The 15,761-nt window shown below is 41.7% G+C and carries 14 protein-coding genes; 8 read left to right on the top strand and 6 right to left on the bottom strand.

Annotated elements, in window-relative coordinates; genetic code table 11:
* Positions 1–132: 132 nt before the first annotated feature.
* The 3 genes from cutA to B5D77_RS21045 all read right to left on the bottom strand — a co-directional run bounded on the left by cutA (position 133) and on the right by B5D77_RS21045 (position 1,421).
* Positions 133–471, bottom strand: coding sequence for a divalent-cation tolerance protein CutA (cutA, locus tag B5D77_RS21040; RefSeq protein ID WP_106909582.1), 339 nt, complete (start codon positions 469–471; stop codon positions 133–135).
* A gap of 78 nt (positions 472–549) precedes the next feature.
* Positions 550–756, bottom strand: a complete 207-nt coding sequence (locus B5D77_RS26010) for a hypothetical protein (RefSeq protein WP_159036984.1) — start codon at positions 754–756, stop codon at positions 550–552.
* On the bottom strand, positions 714–1,421 hold the full coding sequence (locus tag B5D77_RS21045) for a Crp/Fnr family transcriptional regulator (protein WP_008196282.1): 708 nt from the start codon (positions 1,419–1,421) through the stop codon (positions 714–716). The genes B5D77_RS26010 and B5D77_RS21045 overlap by 43 nt, the downstream gene beginning before the upstream one ends.
* A gap of 55 nt (positions 1,422–1,476) precedes the next feature.
* On the opposite strand from B5D77_RS21045, the gene B5D77_RS21050 reads away from it, so the two are divergent.
* Entirely contained in the window at positions 1,477–2,676 is a 1,200-nt protein-coding gene (locus tag B5D77_RS21050) for a hypothetical protein (RefSeq protein WP_106909583.1), read from the top strand.
* Between the two features lie 843 nt (positions 2,677–3,519).
* Here B5D77_RS21050 and B5D77_RS21055 read toward each other — a convergent pair.
* Together B5D77_RS21055 and B5D77_RS21060 are read right to left on the bottom strand one after the other, a co-directional pair.
* Positions 3,520–4,518: a glycosyltransferase family 4 protein gene (locus B5D77_RS21055; RefSeq protein ID WP_008196273.1), complete on the bottom strand. Its 999-nt coding sequence runs from the start codon at positions 4,516–4,518 to the stop codon at positions 3,520–3,522.
* A gap of 157 nt (positions 4,519–4,675) precedes the next feature.
* Positions 4,676–6,973, bottom strand: coding sequence for a bifunctional (p)ppGpp synthetase/guanosine-3',5'-bis(diphosphate) 3'-pyrophosphohydrolase (locus B5D77_RS21060; RefSeq protein ID WP_106909584.1), 2,298 nt, complete (start codon positions 6,971–6,973; stop codon positions 4,676–4,678).
* 225 nt (positions 6,974–7,198) lie between these two features.
* Between B5D77_RS21060 and patD the strand changes: the two genes are divergently transcribed.
* The 7 genes from patD to B5D77_RS21090 all read left to right on the top strand — a co-directional run bounded on the left by patD (position 7,199) and on the right by B5D77_RS21090 (position 14,623).
* Positions 7,199–7,555, top strand: coding sequence for a heterocyst frequency control protein PatD (gene patD, locus B5D77_RS21065; protein WP_008196268.1), 357 nt, complete (start codon positions 7,199–7,201; stop codon positions 7,553–7,555).
* A 75-nt stretch (positions 7,556–7,630) separates the two neighbouring features.
* Entirely contained in the window at positions 7,631–9,256 is a 1,626-nt protein-coding gene (locus B5D77_RS21070) for an ABC transporter ATP-binding protein (RefSeq protein WP_106909585.1), read from the top strand.
* Positions 9,257–9,311: 55 nt separating this feature from the next.
* Positions 9,312–9,437 carry a hypothetical protein gene (locus B5D77_RS27800; protein ID WP_256386890.1) on the top strand — a complete coding sequence of 42 codons (126 nt, stop codon included), beginning with the start codon at positions 9,312–9,314 and terminating at the stop codon, positions 9,435–9,437.
* Positions 9,438–9,670: 233 nt separating this feature from the next.
* Positions 9,671–11,806, top strand: coding sequence for a glycosyltransferase (locus B5D77_RS21075; protein WP_106909586.1), 2,136 nt, complete (start codon positions 9,671–9,673; stop codon positions 11,804–11,806).
* Between the two features lie 193 nt (positions 11,807–11,999).
* On the top strand, positions 12,000–12,779 hold the full coding sequence (locus B5D77_RS21080) for a hypothetical protein (RefSeq protein ID WP_149978168.1): 780 nt from the start codon (positions 12,000–12,002) through the stop codon (positions 12,777–12,779).
* A 361-nt stretch (positions 12,780–13,140) separates the two neighbouring features.
* Complete coding sequence (locus tag B5D77_RS21085) at positions 13,141–14,106, top strand: M48 family metallopeptidase (protein ID WP_008196257.1); 966 nt, start codon at positions 13,141–13,143, stop codon at positions 14,104–14,106.
* Between the two features lie 250 nt (positions 14,107–14,356).
* Complete coding sequence (locus B5D77_RS21090) at positions 14,357–14,623, top strand: DUF6761 family protein (RefSeq protein ID WP_002739044.1); 267 nt, start codon at positions 14,357–14,359, stop codon at positions 14,621–14,623.
* A gap of 81 nt (positions 14,624–14,704) precedes the next feature.
* Here B5D77_RS21090 and dacB read toward each other — a convergent pair whose 3' ends face one another.
* Positions 14,705–15,592 carry a D-alanyl-D-alanine carboxypeptidase/D-alanyl-D-alanine-endopeptidase gene (dacB, locus tag B5D77_RS21095; protein ID WP_106909588.1) on the bottom strand — a complete coding sequence of 296 codons (888 nt, stop codon included), beginning with the start codon at positions 15,590–15,592 and terminating at the stop codon, positions 14,705–14,707.
* Positions 15,593–15,761: the final 169 nt, after the last annotated feature.

Raw genomic sequence — 15,761 nt, forward strand, 5'->3', positions numbered from 1 at the left:
ATCGTGGAGGCGATCGGTCTTAAAACCAGATGTTTAAACATTTAATCAGCATCTAGATTAAAACTTTTTGTGCTTCCTGAGATAGTTTATTAAGAATTATATAGATTTTTTTCGCTCCAGTTGCCGATTGGTCTATTCTGACACCCCACCTGTATGGGAGGCTAACCAGTCTAAATAGGTCTGAGAACCTGCCACAATCGGTAAAGCGATGATTTCCGGGACGGCATAGCTATGCAGTTCCTGTATCTTCGCCGATAACTGCTCAAACTGCTTTAAATCGGTTTTGATCACTAATTGCCATTCCCTCTCGTTTTCAATCTGTCCCTGCCAACGATAAATGGAACGAATCGGGTAAATACTGACACAAGCCGCTAGGCGCTCGTTCAGTAAGGCGATCGCTAGGTGTTCCGCTTCCGTTTCGCTGGTCGTTGTCACCAGCACCACTCCAAAACCGGTTAATTTTTCAGTCATAAGTAGTCGTGCAAAATAAATTTCCTAGTGAAGATAGGCAACAGGCAATAGGCAACAGGCAAGAGGAGGAATAGATAATCAGTCTTTAATAACCGGATTTAGTATGATAACTGATAACTGATAACTGATAACTGATAACTGATAACTGATAACTGATAACTGATAACTGATAACTGATAACTGATAACTGATAACTGATAACTGATAACTGATAACTGATAACTGATAACTGATAACTGAATTTAGGCGATCACTTTTTCTAAAGCGGCCAGATCGGGAATACAAAGAGAGTCCTGCTGTCGTTGAATCAGGCCTTTTTTCTGCAATTTGGTCAGGGATCGGGTCACGGTTTCCCGGGCCAGACCACTAATACTACTCAATTCCCGGTGAGGTAAATTAGGAATTATCGTACCCTGGCTGTTTTTTTGTCCTTGACCTTCGGCCAAAAAGAGTAAACTATCGGCGACTCTGGAGAGACTATCGGCCTCGCGCAAACGTAAACGCCGGTTAAGTTGACGCAAACGCTTGGCCATTAACTGAGAAAGACGAATTCCCGCTAAAGGTTCCGCTTTGAGCAGATTAAGAAAATCTTGGGCGGGAATACTGCTAATTGTGGCCGTGGTGAGGGTGATAGCATCAGTGGAGCGGGGAAATTCCTCTAAAGCGGCCATTTCTCCGACTATTTCCCCTTTACCGAGGATATTTAAGGTGACTTCTTTGCCCTCCACATTGTAAGTACGAATTTTCACCCAACCATCGAGAATAAAGTAAACCGAACCACCCCAATCATTTTCTAATAAAATCGCCCGATTAGCGGGATGGGTAAGGGTGACAGCATGAGAAATAACTTTATCGACGGTTTCAGGGGGTAAACCGACCAATAAAGTGGCTGTATCCAATAATTTTTGAATCTCTGCTGATTTTTCCGCAGGATAGCGTTTTTGTTCCATGGTTTAATATTTAAATTTTGTCCGTTTTAGGCGGGTGATTCTACAATAGAAAGTTGTGGGTATTTTTAGTGATCTAGTGACCGATAAACAGGATTTTTCCTCCCTACTGACCGAGATCGATCGGGTTCTTTCCAGGGTGATTTCGTCTCTAATTAACCCGCAAGAAGTTACTGCCGAGACAATTATCGCCACCCGTCAACAATTAGAATCGGCCAGAGCGCAGCTTTTTCCGTTATTATTCCCCGATCGAACCCCTGAAGTTGCCCGTTGGTCCCTGGGAATGGAGGTGCAACCAGAGGGGGTGAAAATCGTTTTTTTTCGGGAAAGCCAAGGACTGATCGATTTTTATCCTCTTTCTTGGAGTCTGGCAACGGGAACAAGCGATCGCTTACCCTGCCATCAGGTGGAAGAATATCTAATTAGCTGGCTATCTAATCGGGATTTTAGCACCGATTCTTGGCTCTGGGAAGCCCTGGAGCGATTAGAAGCTATCATTATCACCGATGACGGGGAAACCCCCACGGATGACCTAAAAAAAGCCCTTCTCACAGCGCAATTAATACCCCCCGATCGCCTCTCTAGTCTAGAAACAGCGATCGCTACTGCTCTGGCCTATATTCCCACCAGCGATCAACCGCAACCCCAAACCCTACTGGTGATCGAAGGGAAACGGGAAACCACCACTTTAGCGATAGTGGAAGTCCCAGCGCAAACTCGCTCTTTATGCCGTCAAGCGATCGCTCTGAGCCATTTTAACTACGGGGAAAACACCTATGAACAGGCGATACTCTCTCAGTTAATTTATCCTCTCTGGCGTTCTTTTTTGCCTCTTTCCCCCCGGGATCTCACCGATACTAATCCCTTAAAAAAATCTTTACTGGCAGCCGCTAGATTGACCAAATTAATCCTTCAAGAAGAAAGGGAATTTACCTCCTCTCTGGCCAGTCATACTTGGACGGTCAGTCGCACTGATTTAAATAAGAAGGTGATTATACCGTATCTAGATAATTTAAAACAGAAAGTTAATGATTTGTTAGAAAAACAGCAAAAAAGTCTTGAGGATATCGATCAAATAATTTTTAGCGGTAATTTTTTCTTGACCATTTGGCCTCATTTTCTAAGAGAAATACAGCAAGAATTTGGCGGTTGCCATCTAGAAGCCCCCAGTCAGGAAAACTTCTCACCGGCAATCTTGGGTTTAGGTCGTCTCTGTTTATTTTCGGCTCTTAGAGGTGAGAATGAAAATAATGCTTAAAAAAATCAAACAATTTAGGTGTGATACTAAGTAGCTGGTTATAATTAAATTAAAAATGAATTTTAGGTTCGATCCCCCCTGCCCCCCTTGATAAGCTGTCCTTTAGTCACATCTTTCTTAACATTTCAAACCTTTGTGGCACAAGGCTTTCAAGACTCGGTTAACAATTTGTAATATTCCTTGTTGACACCCTTACTGACAAAGAAAAAACTGAAATCAAGTCAGGATAAGGGTTGGAGTGCTTACTGCAAAAATTGTTAAGAAAGATCCCTATAAGGGATAGCCCCCTTGATAAGGGGGGTGCCGATAGGTGGGGAGATCCCCCCTGCCCCCCTTGATAAGGGGGGTGTCTGATAACTTTTAACGCCTACCTACTTAAATCCTGTTTAAAAAGTATAGGATAGTGGGGGGGTCACTGCGTACGCGTTGCGGGGGGAAGTGGGGAGAAACAATTGATAACTTGAGAGTTAATCACACTATTAAAAACGGATTTAGTCTTATAAATTTTTTGGTTACAGCCTTTCTCATCAACATAAAGTACAACTTCATTAGACCTCTTGCATAATTAATTTTTGATGGTTCAAAAACGGCAAAAACAAGAATTAAACTGCCTGAAATCTGTCAATAGACCATTTAGTTAACTATTATTCATTCTTAATTCTCCTGACTCCTGACTACTGGCTACTGACTCCTAAACCTAACAACAATTTTTAGTTTTCACAAGAGGTCTATTTGGTAAGTACCTAAGCAAAATTAATTAGGGTTTTAGGACGATTAAATTAAATTACGACGTTCCTTTAACATTCTCTAGGTTTGACTCCCGGAGCCATGGGGATAAAAAATTTATTCTTTTCTTGTCACCGCTAAATTATGCTCGCTAACTCGCCTATTCAGATAAATTTCTCCGAGAACAATTAATCCTAGAATCAGAGGTAAAGTCAGCCATGCTCCCAGGTTTCCCAAGTAGTTAACACTAATAGCAATCAGGAGAGTTACCCCCATATAAATAATTGCTACTTGTGGATGAGACAAGCCAGATTTTTGTAATCTTTGATAAAGGTGACTGCGGTGAGCTTGGAAGATATTTTCCTTTCTTAATAATCGACAAATCAGGGTATAAATAGCATCACCAATCAGAGGTAAAGTGATAGTTAAAGCTGACCAAGCTTGACTTTGATTGCCCTGGGAATTAAGTAAAACCATAGGGACAATTGCCCCTAGACTGGTGCTACCCACATCGCCCATAAAAATTTTCGCTGGCGACCAATTCCAGAGGAGAAAACCGACTAAAGCCGCCACTAAAAGCCATAAAATTGGTTGCTGAAAATAGAGAGCGAGAAATGCCAATTGTACCGCCGTACAGCCAGCCACCAAGCCATCGAGACCATCCATAAAATTATAAAAATTAATCATCGCAGTCAGGCCGATAATTGTGAGAACAATAGCCAAAATTTTGCCGCCAAAACCCAAATCTAATAGCCACGATTGGGGAAAAGCACCGAAAAAAGTGACCGCAAGACTAGCGGAGGATAACTGGACTAAATAGCGAATACTAGAGGGAATACCGCGACGATCATCGAGAAGGCCGATAATAATTAAAGGAGTCAGGGATAACCAGAGGGGAATAAAAGGTAGGGAAGGAGGAAGGAGAAAATAACCGAGGCCGCTGGTCAGAGCAAAAGCGACGACAAAACCGAGTCCACCCCCCCTAGGTGTGGGTTGACTATGGCTGCTACGCTCATTGGGAATATCTAACAATTGTTGGCTAAAACGTTGTTTAATCAGGGCAACCACCAGAAAACTAATCAGAAAACTGATGACTGAGAGTAGGGATAATAACATAGGGATTTTTGCGCTCAGATTAATTATCGATCCTACGCTGTTCGGTGACAAAAAGTGCCGATATTGCCATCATGGTTTTAGTCAGTGTCAGCATCCCAGTTCAAAAGCTAAGGCGCTCTGGCGTTTGGGGGATAGGAGCGGGAATTTTAGGTTTAACCTACTCCCGATCGCTTTTTACCTGACTGATGCGACGAACGTTTAAAACATCGCTCATTAGCTTAATTTGAGTAACACAGCGTTCAAATTGTTGCAGGTCTTTTACTTCAATTTTCAGGGAAATTAAAGCGGGTTTACCGAAATTAGTCTTAACTCCGGCATTGCGAACGTTAATATTTTGGTCACTTAAACGAGAGAGAATATCTTTTAAAACCCCGACGCGATCAATCACTTCAATCTGAATATTTACCGGATAAGTTGGATAACGTCCCTGGTCATCTATAGGATTCCAACTAACAGGAATTAAGCGTTCAGCTTCGGCTTTTTCCACATTCGAGCAGCCCTGACGGTGAATAACAATACCTTCCCCCGCATGGGCAACTATACCGGTAATATTTTCTCCGGGTAAAGGACAACAACAACCGGCTAAACGATAGACTAATCCCTCCACACCGGCGATCGGTGATTTACTGACGGGTAAAGCCCTTTGAACGGGAGAAGGTGGTAGAATCAATTGGGAATCAGTTAGGACATCGGGCGGATTTTTAGCTGTTAAAATTTCCTGTTGATTTTTAACTGTTTCTTGCAGACGATTAACCACATTTTTTAGGGTAACTTCGCCGTAACCTAAGGCCGCCAATAAATCCTCTACTGCCACATAATTGCACTGTTTAGCCACCGATTGCATTCGTTCCGATTTCAGCAGGGCATCGAAGCCAGTTTTACCCAATTCTTTCTCTAATAAATCACGACCCCGACTAATATTTTCTTCTCGTCGCGATTTTTTGTACCATTGCCGGATGCGATTTCTGGCGCTAGGAGTAACGACAAAATTTAACCAATCTAAACTAGGGTGACTATGCTTGCTGGTGAGAATTTCCACCAGATCACCATTTTGCAAGGGAGCATCAAGAACTGACCATTTACCATTAATCCTTGCCCCTTTCATCTGATTACCTACTTCGCTATGAATATGATAGGCAAAATCTACCGGTGTCGCACCTTGGGCCAGGGCTACCACATCACCCTTGGGGGTGAAAACATAGATATCTTCTTCAAAGAAATTATTTTTGAGACCATCCATGTATTCTTGACCATCTTTAAGGTCTTTTTGCCAGTCAAGAAGATTACGCAGCCAAGCGAATTTTTCATCCTCAGCGGTTAAAGTTGTGTGACTAGAACCGGTTTCTTTATACTTCCAATGAGCTGCAATCCCGTACTCAGCAACATGGTGCATTTCTAGGGTGCGAATCTGCACTTCTAGGGGGCGGGCATTTAAACCAACAACGGTGGTATGGAGGGATTGATAACGGTTAGCTTTTGGTAAACCGATATAGTCTTTAAAACGGTTGGGAATCGGGGTAAATTGGTCGTGAACTATGGCTAAACAACGATAACATTCCTCTTTAGTTTCGACGATAATGCGGACGGCGGCGATATCATAAATCTGCTCGAATTCTTTACCCTGATTGTGCATTTTATGATAAATGCCGTAGAGATGTTTGGGGCGACCTTGTAAATCAAGAACTTTTATGCCAATTTCTTGCAATTTTTCCCGCAATGTGTTAGTAACGGTTTCGATGCGGGACTCTCGATCGATGCGTTTTTCCGATACTAATAACTGGACTTGACGATAAGCATCGGGTTCGAGGTATTTAAAGCATAAATCCTCTAATTCCCATTTAAATCTGCCAATCCCTAAACGGTTAGCCAGAGGAGCAAAGATTTCTCTAGTTTCGAGGGCGATGCGTTGCTGCTGTTGCGGGGTGAGGTGTTCGAGGGTTTGCATATTGTGCAGGCGATCGGCTAATTTGACCACGATGACGCGGATATCTTGAGCCATCGCCAGGAACATTCGGCGAAAATTCTCCGCTTGCCGTTCAGTTTTGCTAGAAAAGTTAAATTTGGAGAGTTTTGTCACCGCTTCCACCAAATTACGCACCTCGACACCGAATCTAGCCTCGATTTCTTCGGGGGTGACTTCCGTATCTTCCACCACATCGTGAAGGAATCCCGCCGCGATCATTGCCCCATCACCCCCCAGATCCCGCAGTAATCCCGCCACGGCTATGGGATGGGCGATATAAGGTTCCCCGGATTTGCGATACTGGCCCTCGTGGAGTTTGTGGGCGAAATTAAAGGCCCGACAGATTAAATCGCTATCGGGATTCTGGGGGTCGTTTTCGTAGGTAATTAGGCATTCTTTCAGCCAATCAGGTAAAACTAACGCTTTTTTCGGTTGCGTGGCCCGGGGAAGGGCCGTGAGTATTTCTGGTTGGGTGGCAGTGATGGCGTTCATGGTTAGATCGGGGGGATAATAGGGGTGAAGGAGACGGGTAACTAGAAAATTATTAGGACCAAGGGATGCCAGATTACTTAACTCTCTAACACTAGAATCGGACTTAGCGGCGAAAAGGACGCGATTCTTTTAAGTTTTTGTCTCTGATTGGGAGGAGAGAGGACTTGCAACCGTGACGGCAAATCGTTAATCTTATGTAACAAATTCTAACGCGCTTTGTATTGGATGCTACCGACAAATTACCATCAAGCCTACAAATCTTTGTTAAGAAAACTGGAGGATTTCAGTCTTGCCCTTCTGGATGGGGATGCTTCCACGGGGTTACAATCTTTTCAAGCTTTACAAACCTGTCTAGAGGGGGAGATATTGTCACTAAATGATGACAATTTCAGCCCAGAGGTGGCTAATCGTTGGCGCGTAGTCCAGACGGAACTATATCGATCCTGGCGATTGCTGGAGACGGATTGGTTATTTTTGGCCTCGGCCCGGCAAGGACGGGAGAAACGTTTACAGATAATTAGCGAGCGAGTGGCGACTTTAAAGGGGTATTGTCGGGTTTTGTTAGGGGCAGTTGTCGATTAGTGATTAAATGCTCGATCGCCCTTTGTGTGGCATACTTGACCCTAAGTCCTAACTTTTATCGTTACCGATCGCGTCATGTTGGAAATTAAAGACCTAAAAATTGCCTACCCGACAGAATTAAGTTCTCCCGCTTGGGCGATCGATGGGGTATCTTTTAGTATAGGCAAAGGGGAAACTCTGGGATTAGTGGGTGAATCTGGTTGTGGAAAATCGACTATCGGTAAGGCTATTTTAAGGTTATTACCCAATCACACTCATGTGGAAGGTGAGATTAACTTTGAAGGGCGATCGCTTTTATCTTTGTCTAACAAACAGTTAGAAAAGTTTCGTGGGGAAGCGGTGGGATTAGTCTTTCAAGATCCGATGACGCGACTGGATCCGCTGATGACTATTGGCGATCATTGTGTGGAAACTTTGCAAGCTCATCGGGGAAATTTAACCTATCGTCAAGCTAAAAATCAAGCTTGTACTGTCCTAGAAAAAGTGAAAATTCCCGCTAATCGTTGGTCTCAATATCCTCACGAATTTAGCGGAGGAATGCGGCAAAGAGTGGCTATTGCTTTAGCTTTATTATTAAACCCTAAGTTAATTATTGCCGATGAACCCACCACCAGTTTAGATGTGACAGTTTCGGCGGAAATTCTGCGGGAATTAAAGCGTTTATGTAGCGAGGAACAGATGGGATTATTGTTAATTTCCCATGATTTAGCGCTGGTGGGAGAATATTGCGATCAATTAGCGGTAATGAAGGGGGGCAAAATTGTCGAATCGGGAGCGGTAAAAACAGTTTTTAATACACCTCAACACCCCTACACTCGTTCTCTTTTGGCCGCCGCTTTACACCTACAGCTACGGGAGGAAAAATCCACAGCAATTCAAGGCAAAGAAACGGTGTTAAAGGTGAATAATTTAAAGCAGTATTATACCCTAGAAGGTAACTTTTTAGATAGTTTTTTCAAAAAAGAAAAGAAATTTATTAAAGCAGTGGATGAAGTCAATTTTGAACTGTATCGAGGGGAAATCTTCGGTTTAGTTGGGGAGTCGGGGTGTGGGAAAAGTACCCTATCGCGAACCCTATTACAGTTAATTAAACCCACTGGGGGAAAAGTGGAATTTTTAGGAGAAGATTTAACCCCTTTGTCGGGGAAAAAAATGCGTCCCAAACGGCGCTTAATGCAGATGATTTTTCAGGATCCCCTCGCTTGTCTCAATCCTCTAATGACGGTGGGAGAAAGTATCGCCGATCCGCTTTTGATCCATCAAAAAATTAGTCTAGAAACGGCGAAAAAACAGGTTTTAGAAATGTTAGATCGAGTCGGTTTAACACCAACAGAGGAATTTTATCGACGCTATCCTAGGGAGTTATCGGGGGGACAACAGCAAAGAGTAGCCATTGCTCGCGCTTTAATTACTCGTCCGGAATTAGTTATTTGTGATGAACCAGTTAGTATGCTTGATGCTAGTGTTCAGACACAGGTTTTAGAGTTAATGTTAGAGTTACAAAAGTTATTTAATCTCACTTATTTATTTATAACTCATGATCTTTGGTTAGCGAGATTCCTCTGCGATCGAATTGCGGTGATGACTGCGGGTAAAATAGTTGAAATGGGTGACACTGAACAGATTTTTAGCCATCCCCAACACCCCTACACCCAAAAATTAATCGCCGCAGCCCCGAGAATTTATCCCGACAGCAACTAAAATCGCTCTAGGGGTTTATAATTGTTATTGTCTAGATATGGTTAGGAAAGAAAAAATGGCCAGACAACTTCAGATAACTCTCCCTGAAGATACCATGCAACTTCTCGATCGATGGTTGGCAAGTAGTGATTATCCTGAAAAAGAATATCATAATTTAATTAATGAAGCGATTAAATTATAAGTAGGGAGGCACAATTATTTGTAGGATGGGTTAGCGGTAGCGTAACCCATGCGGGCGTTGGGTTTCATGCTTCAACCCAACCTACGTTCATCTTATATTTAATTCCACCCATCTACTTATATTATGGAACCACAGAGAAACTACCTCAAGCAACAATTAAAGGAAGGAGCTATTGTTAGAGCAGAAAGAGATTTAAATTTAGCACAAGATTGGTTTTCTCTAGAGGAGTATTTATGGTAATAATGATTATTTTTAAAGTTAAAAAACTGCTTAAAAAATTTGTCTTTAGTCTCCAAGAGGAAGGATGGAAACCAGCACTCAAAAAGACGAAACAAAAAATTATTAAAATTCTCACAGGAAAGAGTTCCTCTGAATTTGAAGAACAGGTGATCGCAAGTGCTAAATTAGCCGAACTCCGGCCCCTAGAAATTGCCAGTAGTGACAATCCTTTAGTCTCGATTATTATTCCTGTTTATAACCAATTTGCCTACACCTTTAACTGTCTGGAGTCCTTGAGTGTTAACTTAAGTTCTGATTTAGCTTATGAAATAATTATTGTTAATGATGCTTCCAGCGATGAAACTTTAGAACAATTAGCAACTTTAGTTAAAGGAATTAAAGTATTAACTAATGCAGAAAACTCTGGTTTTATCCGTTCCTGTAATTATGGGGCTAGTCAAGCAAAAGGTCAATACCTATATTTTCTCAATAACGACACTAGAATTCTGGAAAATTGTCTAGAAAGTTTAGTAAAATTAATTATCAATAATCCCGGAGTTGGTGCGGTGGGTTCCAAGTTAATTTATGCTAATGGTAAACAACAAGAAGCGGGGGGAATTATCTGGAATTCTGCCGATGGTTGGAATTATGGACGCTTAGATAGTCCCGAGGAACCGGAATATAATTATGTGCGTCCCGTGGACTATTGTTCGGGGGCCAGTTTATTAGTTCCTACGGATTTATTTAAGCAATTAGGTGGTTTTTGTCAAGACTTTATCCCCGCATATTACGAAGATACAGACTTATGTTTTGCCATCCGAGAATTGGGTTATCAAGTCCTCTATCAACCCCAATCTAACGTCATTCACTACGAGGGAATTACCTCGGGAACAGACCTTTCCAGTGGGACAAAACAATATCAAATTATTAATCAAACTAAGTTTCGAGAAAAATGGTCAAAGGTATTAACTAAACACCTAGATAACGATGCTAATAATGTACCCAAAGCTGCCCGACGTTTACAAGGAAAACCAACAATTTTAGTCATCGATTCCTACGTTCCACTATACGATCGAGAATCCGGCTGTGTGCGTTTATTAAATATTCTTAAGCTACTGCTCAATTTAGGCTATTCAGTGATTTTCTTTCCCGATAATGGCTATCCTGAACAACCCTATACTTCCGTCCTGCAACAGCTGGGAATTGAAGTTATTTATGGCACACCGCAAAGATATAATCTAGAAGAAAAATTAATCAAATATTTACCTCTGATCGATGGAGTTTGGTTGTGTCGGCCCGAATTGTGCGATAAGTATATGGATTTAATCCGCTTAAAGACAAAAGTGCCAATTATTTATGATACAATTGACCTGCATTTTCTACGTTTAAAACGCCAAAAAGACTATCTCGATCCCAGTTATCAAAATACTAGCTGGAGTTGGCAAACCTATCAGAAATTAGAGTTAAACTATGCTAATCAAGCGGAAGCAACCGTGGTAGTAACGGAAGACGAAAAGCAGGTTTTATCCTCTTTAGGAGTGAAAAATGTTTGGGTAATCCCCAATATTCATGAAGAAATTTCCCCGTCTGAAAAAGTTGCCTTTGACCAGCGATCGGGTTTAGTATTTATTGGTAGCTACAATCACCCTCCTAATATTGATGCAGTTAAGTGGTTATGTTTAGAAATTATGCCCTTAGTTTGGGCATCCCGTCCCGATATTGCCGTTAATTTATTGGGAAGTAACCTCAAGGATGAAGTGAAGGAATTAGCCAATGATCAAGTGATTGTCACCGGTTATGTTCCCGAAGTAGAACCCTATTTCCAAAAGAGTCGCATTTTTGTCGCTCCCCTGCGATTTGGTGCGGGAATGAAGGGTAAAATAGGTCAAAGTCTTTCCCTCGGATTACCGACTATTACCACAAAAATTGGTGCCGAAGGTATGGGATTAATTGACCACCAAGATGTTCTAATTGCCGATACTGCTGAGGAATTTGCCCAAGCAGTGATCGAACTCTATGATAATAGGGAATTGTGGCAAAAACTCGCTGATAATTCCCTAGAAACTATTAAGAGATACCAACCCGCTACCGTGCAAACTAACCTGCAAGCTTTGTTATCGAATCTAGGAATTGTCGCTAAGGATAGTTAACAAGAAAAAAGCTCACTTCTCCCACAGGTCTATTCTATGTCACCGAAATCAAATAAACTATAAAATCTGCAATTTTGCAGAATTAAAAACCTATTTTGACCAAATTAACCCCGAAAACTACGATTTGTATTGACAAATTTTCTAAGATAAGCTAGAGTGAACCTAGACAAAAATTCAGACGGTGATTAATGAAATGAATAGTTATTGTCTTTGCGGTTTAGCCCTTGGCAAAAAGTATCGTTCTTGTGCAGTCAACGTAGCCCGGGATATGGAAAAATACCATCCCGGTATTCAATATCTGATATTGACTGACGAGCCAAGGGATTTTCAAGATTCAAGTAACGTAATTGCCATTAAACATATTCAGGATAGTATCATGTTTCCCTATAATGACAGGCGTTTTGCTATTGAGAAAGCCTTAGAACGCTACGACATGACTATTCAAATTGATACGGATATTCGATTAATAAAACCCCTAGGATTTCCTGAACAATTTAATAATCTTGACGGAGTTTTCGGCACAATCAAGAATCTAAAAGCTCATCTAACTCGTTATCAACCCGAAAATGTTCCTTATTATGAGAAAGTGGCGCAGAAGTTGGATATAGATTTTGAAAACGCTCCCTATGTTGGGGAATTTATCTTTGCTGTCGGAAAAAATCGGAAAAAAGAAGAAGAATTCATTTATTATTGGGGAATAATTGCCAAATATTTAGAAATACACCGCCTTCATGGTGCAGATGGTCCAGTAATGGGGTTAGCCGCGGCGAAAGCAGGTTTACCTACTTATCCTAGCGAATGGTCTCACATAATCGAGCGTGAATTTGTCGAACATCTTAAGTTTTCCTCTGGTAAAAACACAATTCAAAAAAGCGACTGGGAAAAGTTAAAGTTTCGTGTGGCCTATCATTATCGCTTAAATAAGCAGAGAATATTAGCATTGAAAGATTTCAACTTTTATTATAGTGATTAATGGGACGGTATATAGCAGTTATCTTAATGGTGAAGTACAAAGTTTTCCTTTTGAGGAGTCGGTCGTCGGCCGTCAATGTAAAATTAGGTTACACTTTATCTTTAAGATAACCGATGTATCAAGCATTTTTATAGGATCAATTGAGGACAATTTTTGATTTTTTTATTCTATAGACCTCTTGCATAATTAATTTTTGAGGTTTCATAAACGGCAAGAATAAGAATTAAATGGCGGCATAAAATCTGTAAATAGAGCATTTAATTATTCATTCTTAATTATCCTGACTCCTGACTTCTGACTCCTGACTGCTGACTCCTAACCCTAACAACAATTTTTGATTTTTACAAGAGGTTTTATTAATATGCCAACTTATCCTGATATCTCTAGTCAAGCTTTTAAACATCCCCTAGATCAGCAAGCTGAACAGGCCTTAAGATCAGTTCCGGGGTTTGACTTATTAGCGAAAAGTTTTTCCGAATATCTCTATGAACGTCCCCAGCAAATTTTATTAATGGGCAATGATCTAAAAGTCGGCCCGCGTCAATACGCCACTTTATACGGCATCTATCGCCAATGTCTGCGGGATTTAGATATGTCCCCAGAACCGAATCTTTATGTCAGTCAAAACCCTTTAGCCAATGCCTATTCCTTGGGTTCGGAACATCCCTATATTGTCTTTAATACTGCCCTTTTAGACCTCTTAGATGAAGAAGAAATTCGGGTAATTCTTGCCCACGAATTAGGTCATTTAAAATGCGATCATAGTATTTTAATTCAACTTTCTTTTTGGGTGATGGGGGCGGCTAATTTGCTTGGAGACATCACTTTAGGACTAGGAAAAGCCATTACTACTGGTCTAGTTTATGCCTTTTATGAATGGCGCAGAAAAGCCGAATTATCCGCAGACAGAGCCGCTTTATTAGTTACCGATGATTTAAATTTAGTCCTGAGAACTTTAATGAAATGTGCAGGAGGAAGTCAAAAATATCTGCATGAATGCAACTTAGAAGAATTTATTCGCCAAGGGGAAGCCTACCGACAATTAGACCAAGATAACTTAAACCAGATTTATAAATTTCTCATTTATAATGGCGGTAATGGTTCCTTTTTAACCCATCCTTTCTCCGTGGAAAGAGTCCAGTATCTACAGCAATGGTTTAACTCGGAATCCTATCGTCAAATTCGCCGGGGAAACTATGCCAAAACAGGGGTAAAAAGCTCAATTAATATTGATGCTAATGATAGGGAAAGCGAAAGATTGCAGCGACAAATAGCAGAACTACAAGCAGAAATTGAACGGGCAAAAAGACAAAGAAACCCTGAATAATCTATACGAAGGCGCTCATGCAAAAGGCGCTCATGCAAAAGGCGCTCATGCAAAAGGCAAAAGGCAGCTTTGTTCTCCCCACACCCCACACCCCACACCCCACACCCTTTACTGATCACTGAAAATTCTCTTGTCTGTGTTTTGCCGATTTGGTGAGTACAATAGAGGTATCGGGGACCGAGAATAGCAATTCTCCCTACGATGATCCATAAACACTTACCCCCACTCTCTCTTTTTTGTTCTACTGCCCATGCTCCAAGATACCCAATCCATTCGTTACTATCAAAGACTAACCGATGACATGGTGGATCTTTGGCACCGTGGCTCACGTTTTGATGAGATCCGGCTATATGTAGAAGGCTATTTAGCCTGTTTACGCGATTCTAGTTCCATAGAACCCTATCTAATTCATCGTCTCGAAGAAGAAATATTTCGCTTCTTGCGAGATCCCTCTAATTTTGAATATCTCTCCCCCCAAACCCAAACCCAAACTGAGGCAGATTATGGCTATTATTAACCTTTACTCTTGCCTCATCTCCACAAGCAATTTAAATGCGCGGACAGCTGATCAGGACAATTGGGGATTTTTACGAGAGATTTACTGAGCTTGACAGGAACGAGATTCGGTCATCTGTAGAACAATAGTATCGATCGCTTTCACCAGAGCCTGTCCCGAAACCCGTTGATTATTAACGATAATGCTAAATAACATCGGTCCTTGGTTGGGGTTTTCTAGATAACCCGATAGGGCCCGCACACCGGTAAGAGTGCCGGTTTTAGCGTAAACTGTGCCAGTAGCGGCCGTCTGACGCATCCGGTTTCTCAGGGTGCCACTAATTCCCGCTACCGGCAAGGAAGCATAGAAAGTGTCTCGATTAGGAGAATAATACATCACCCGCAAAATTTCCACGATCGAGCGGGGAGTAGCAGTATTACGGCGGGATAATCCCGAACCATCGGCTAGACGAAAACCACTGGGATTGATGCCCAATTGTGCCAAAATGGCAGTAACATTTTTAGCACCGCCGATAAAGCGAAAAAGAGTGTCAGCGTAGAAATTATTACTTCTCTGATTAGTGACATTAACCCAATCGCGCAGGGATTTTTTCTGAATTGTCGTCTCCGGGTTCATCACTTGTAAAGCGGCAGCCGTGGTAAATAACTTTGTATTAGAAGCAGGGATAAAATAGCGATCGGCGTTATGACTATAAATAACCGTTTGGCGATCAAGAGATTCGATTAATATACCCCACTGATTGGGAGCTTGACCGATAATTTTATCGATATTTGCCCCGATCAATTGAGTACAGGTATTATTGATATTATTGTTTTCCGGCGGGGGAACGTATAATTCTATGGATTCGTTCGACGAGGAAGGATGGGGATAAACGGAGAGATTAACTTGAGCGATGCTAGGGTAGGCCAAAGCGATAGTGGCGACACTGGCCACTGTCAGGGAATTAAGGCAATTGAGGAGTTGTTTCATGCTGTGTTTGTGTAAGAGTCTGGTTTCCGTAAGCGTTCGCACTATTGTACCAGTTGCCGCTCAAGTGTCAAAGTTACCTGTCTAACAGATTTTAGCGCCCGATTCTCACCAATGCCAGGGAAGAAAGCTTGTCATAGCCCGGAACTGCACTGATACCCCTTCTCAAGAC

Origin of the sequence: Microcystis sp. MC19, assembly GCF_003019735.1 — a bacterium.
Classification (GTDB): domain Bacteria; phylum Cyanobacteriota; class Cyanobacteriia; order Cyanobacteriales; family Microcystaceae; genus Microcystis.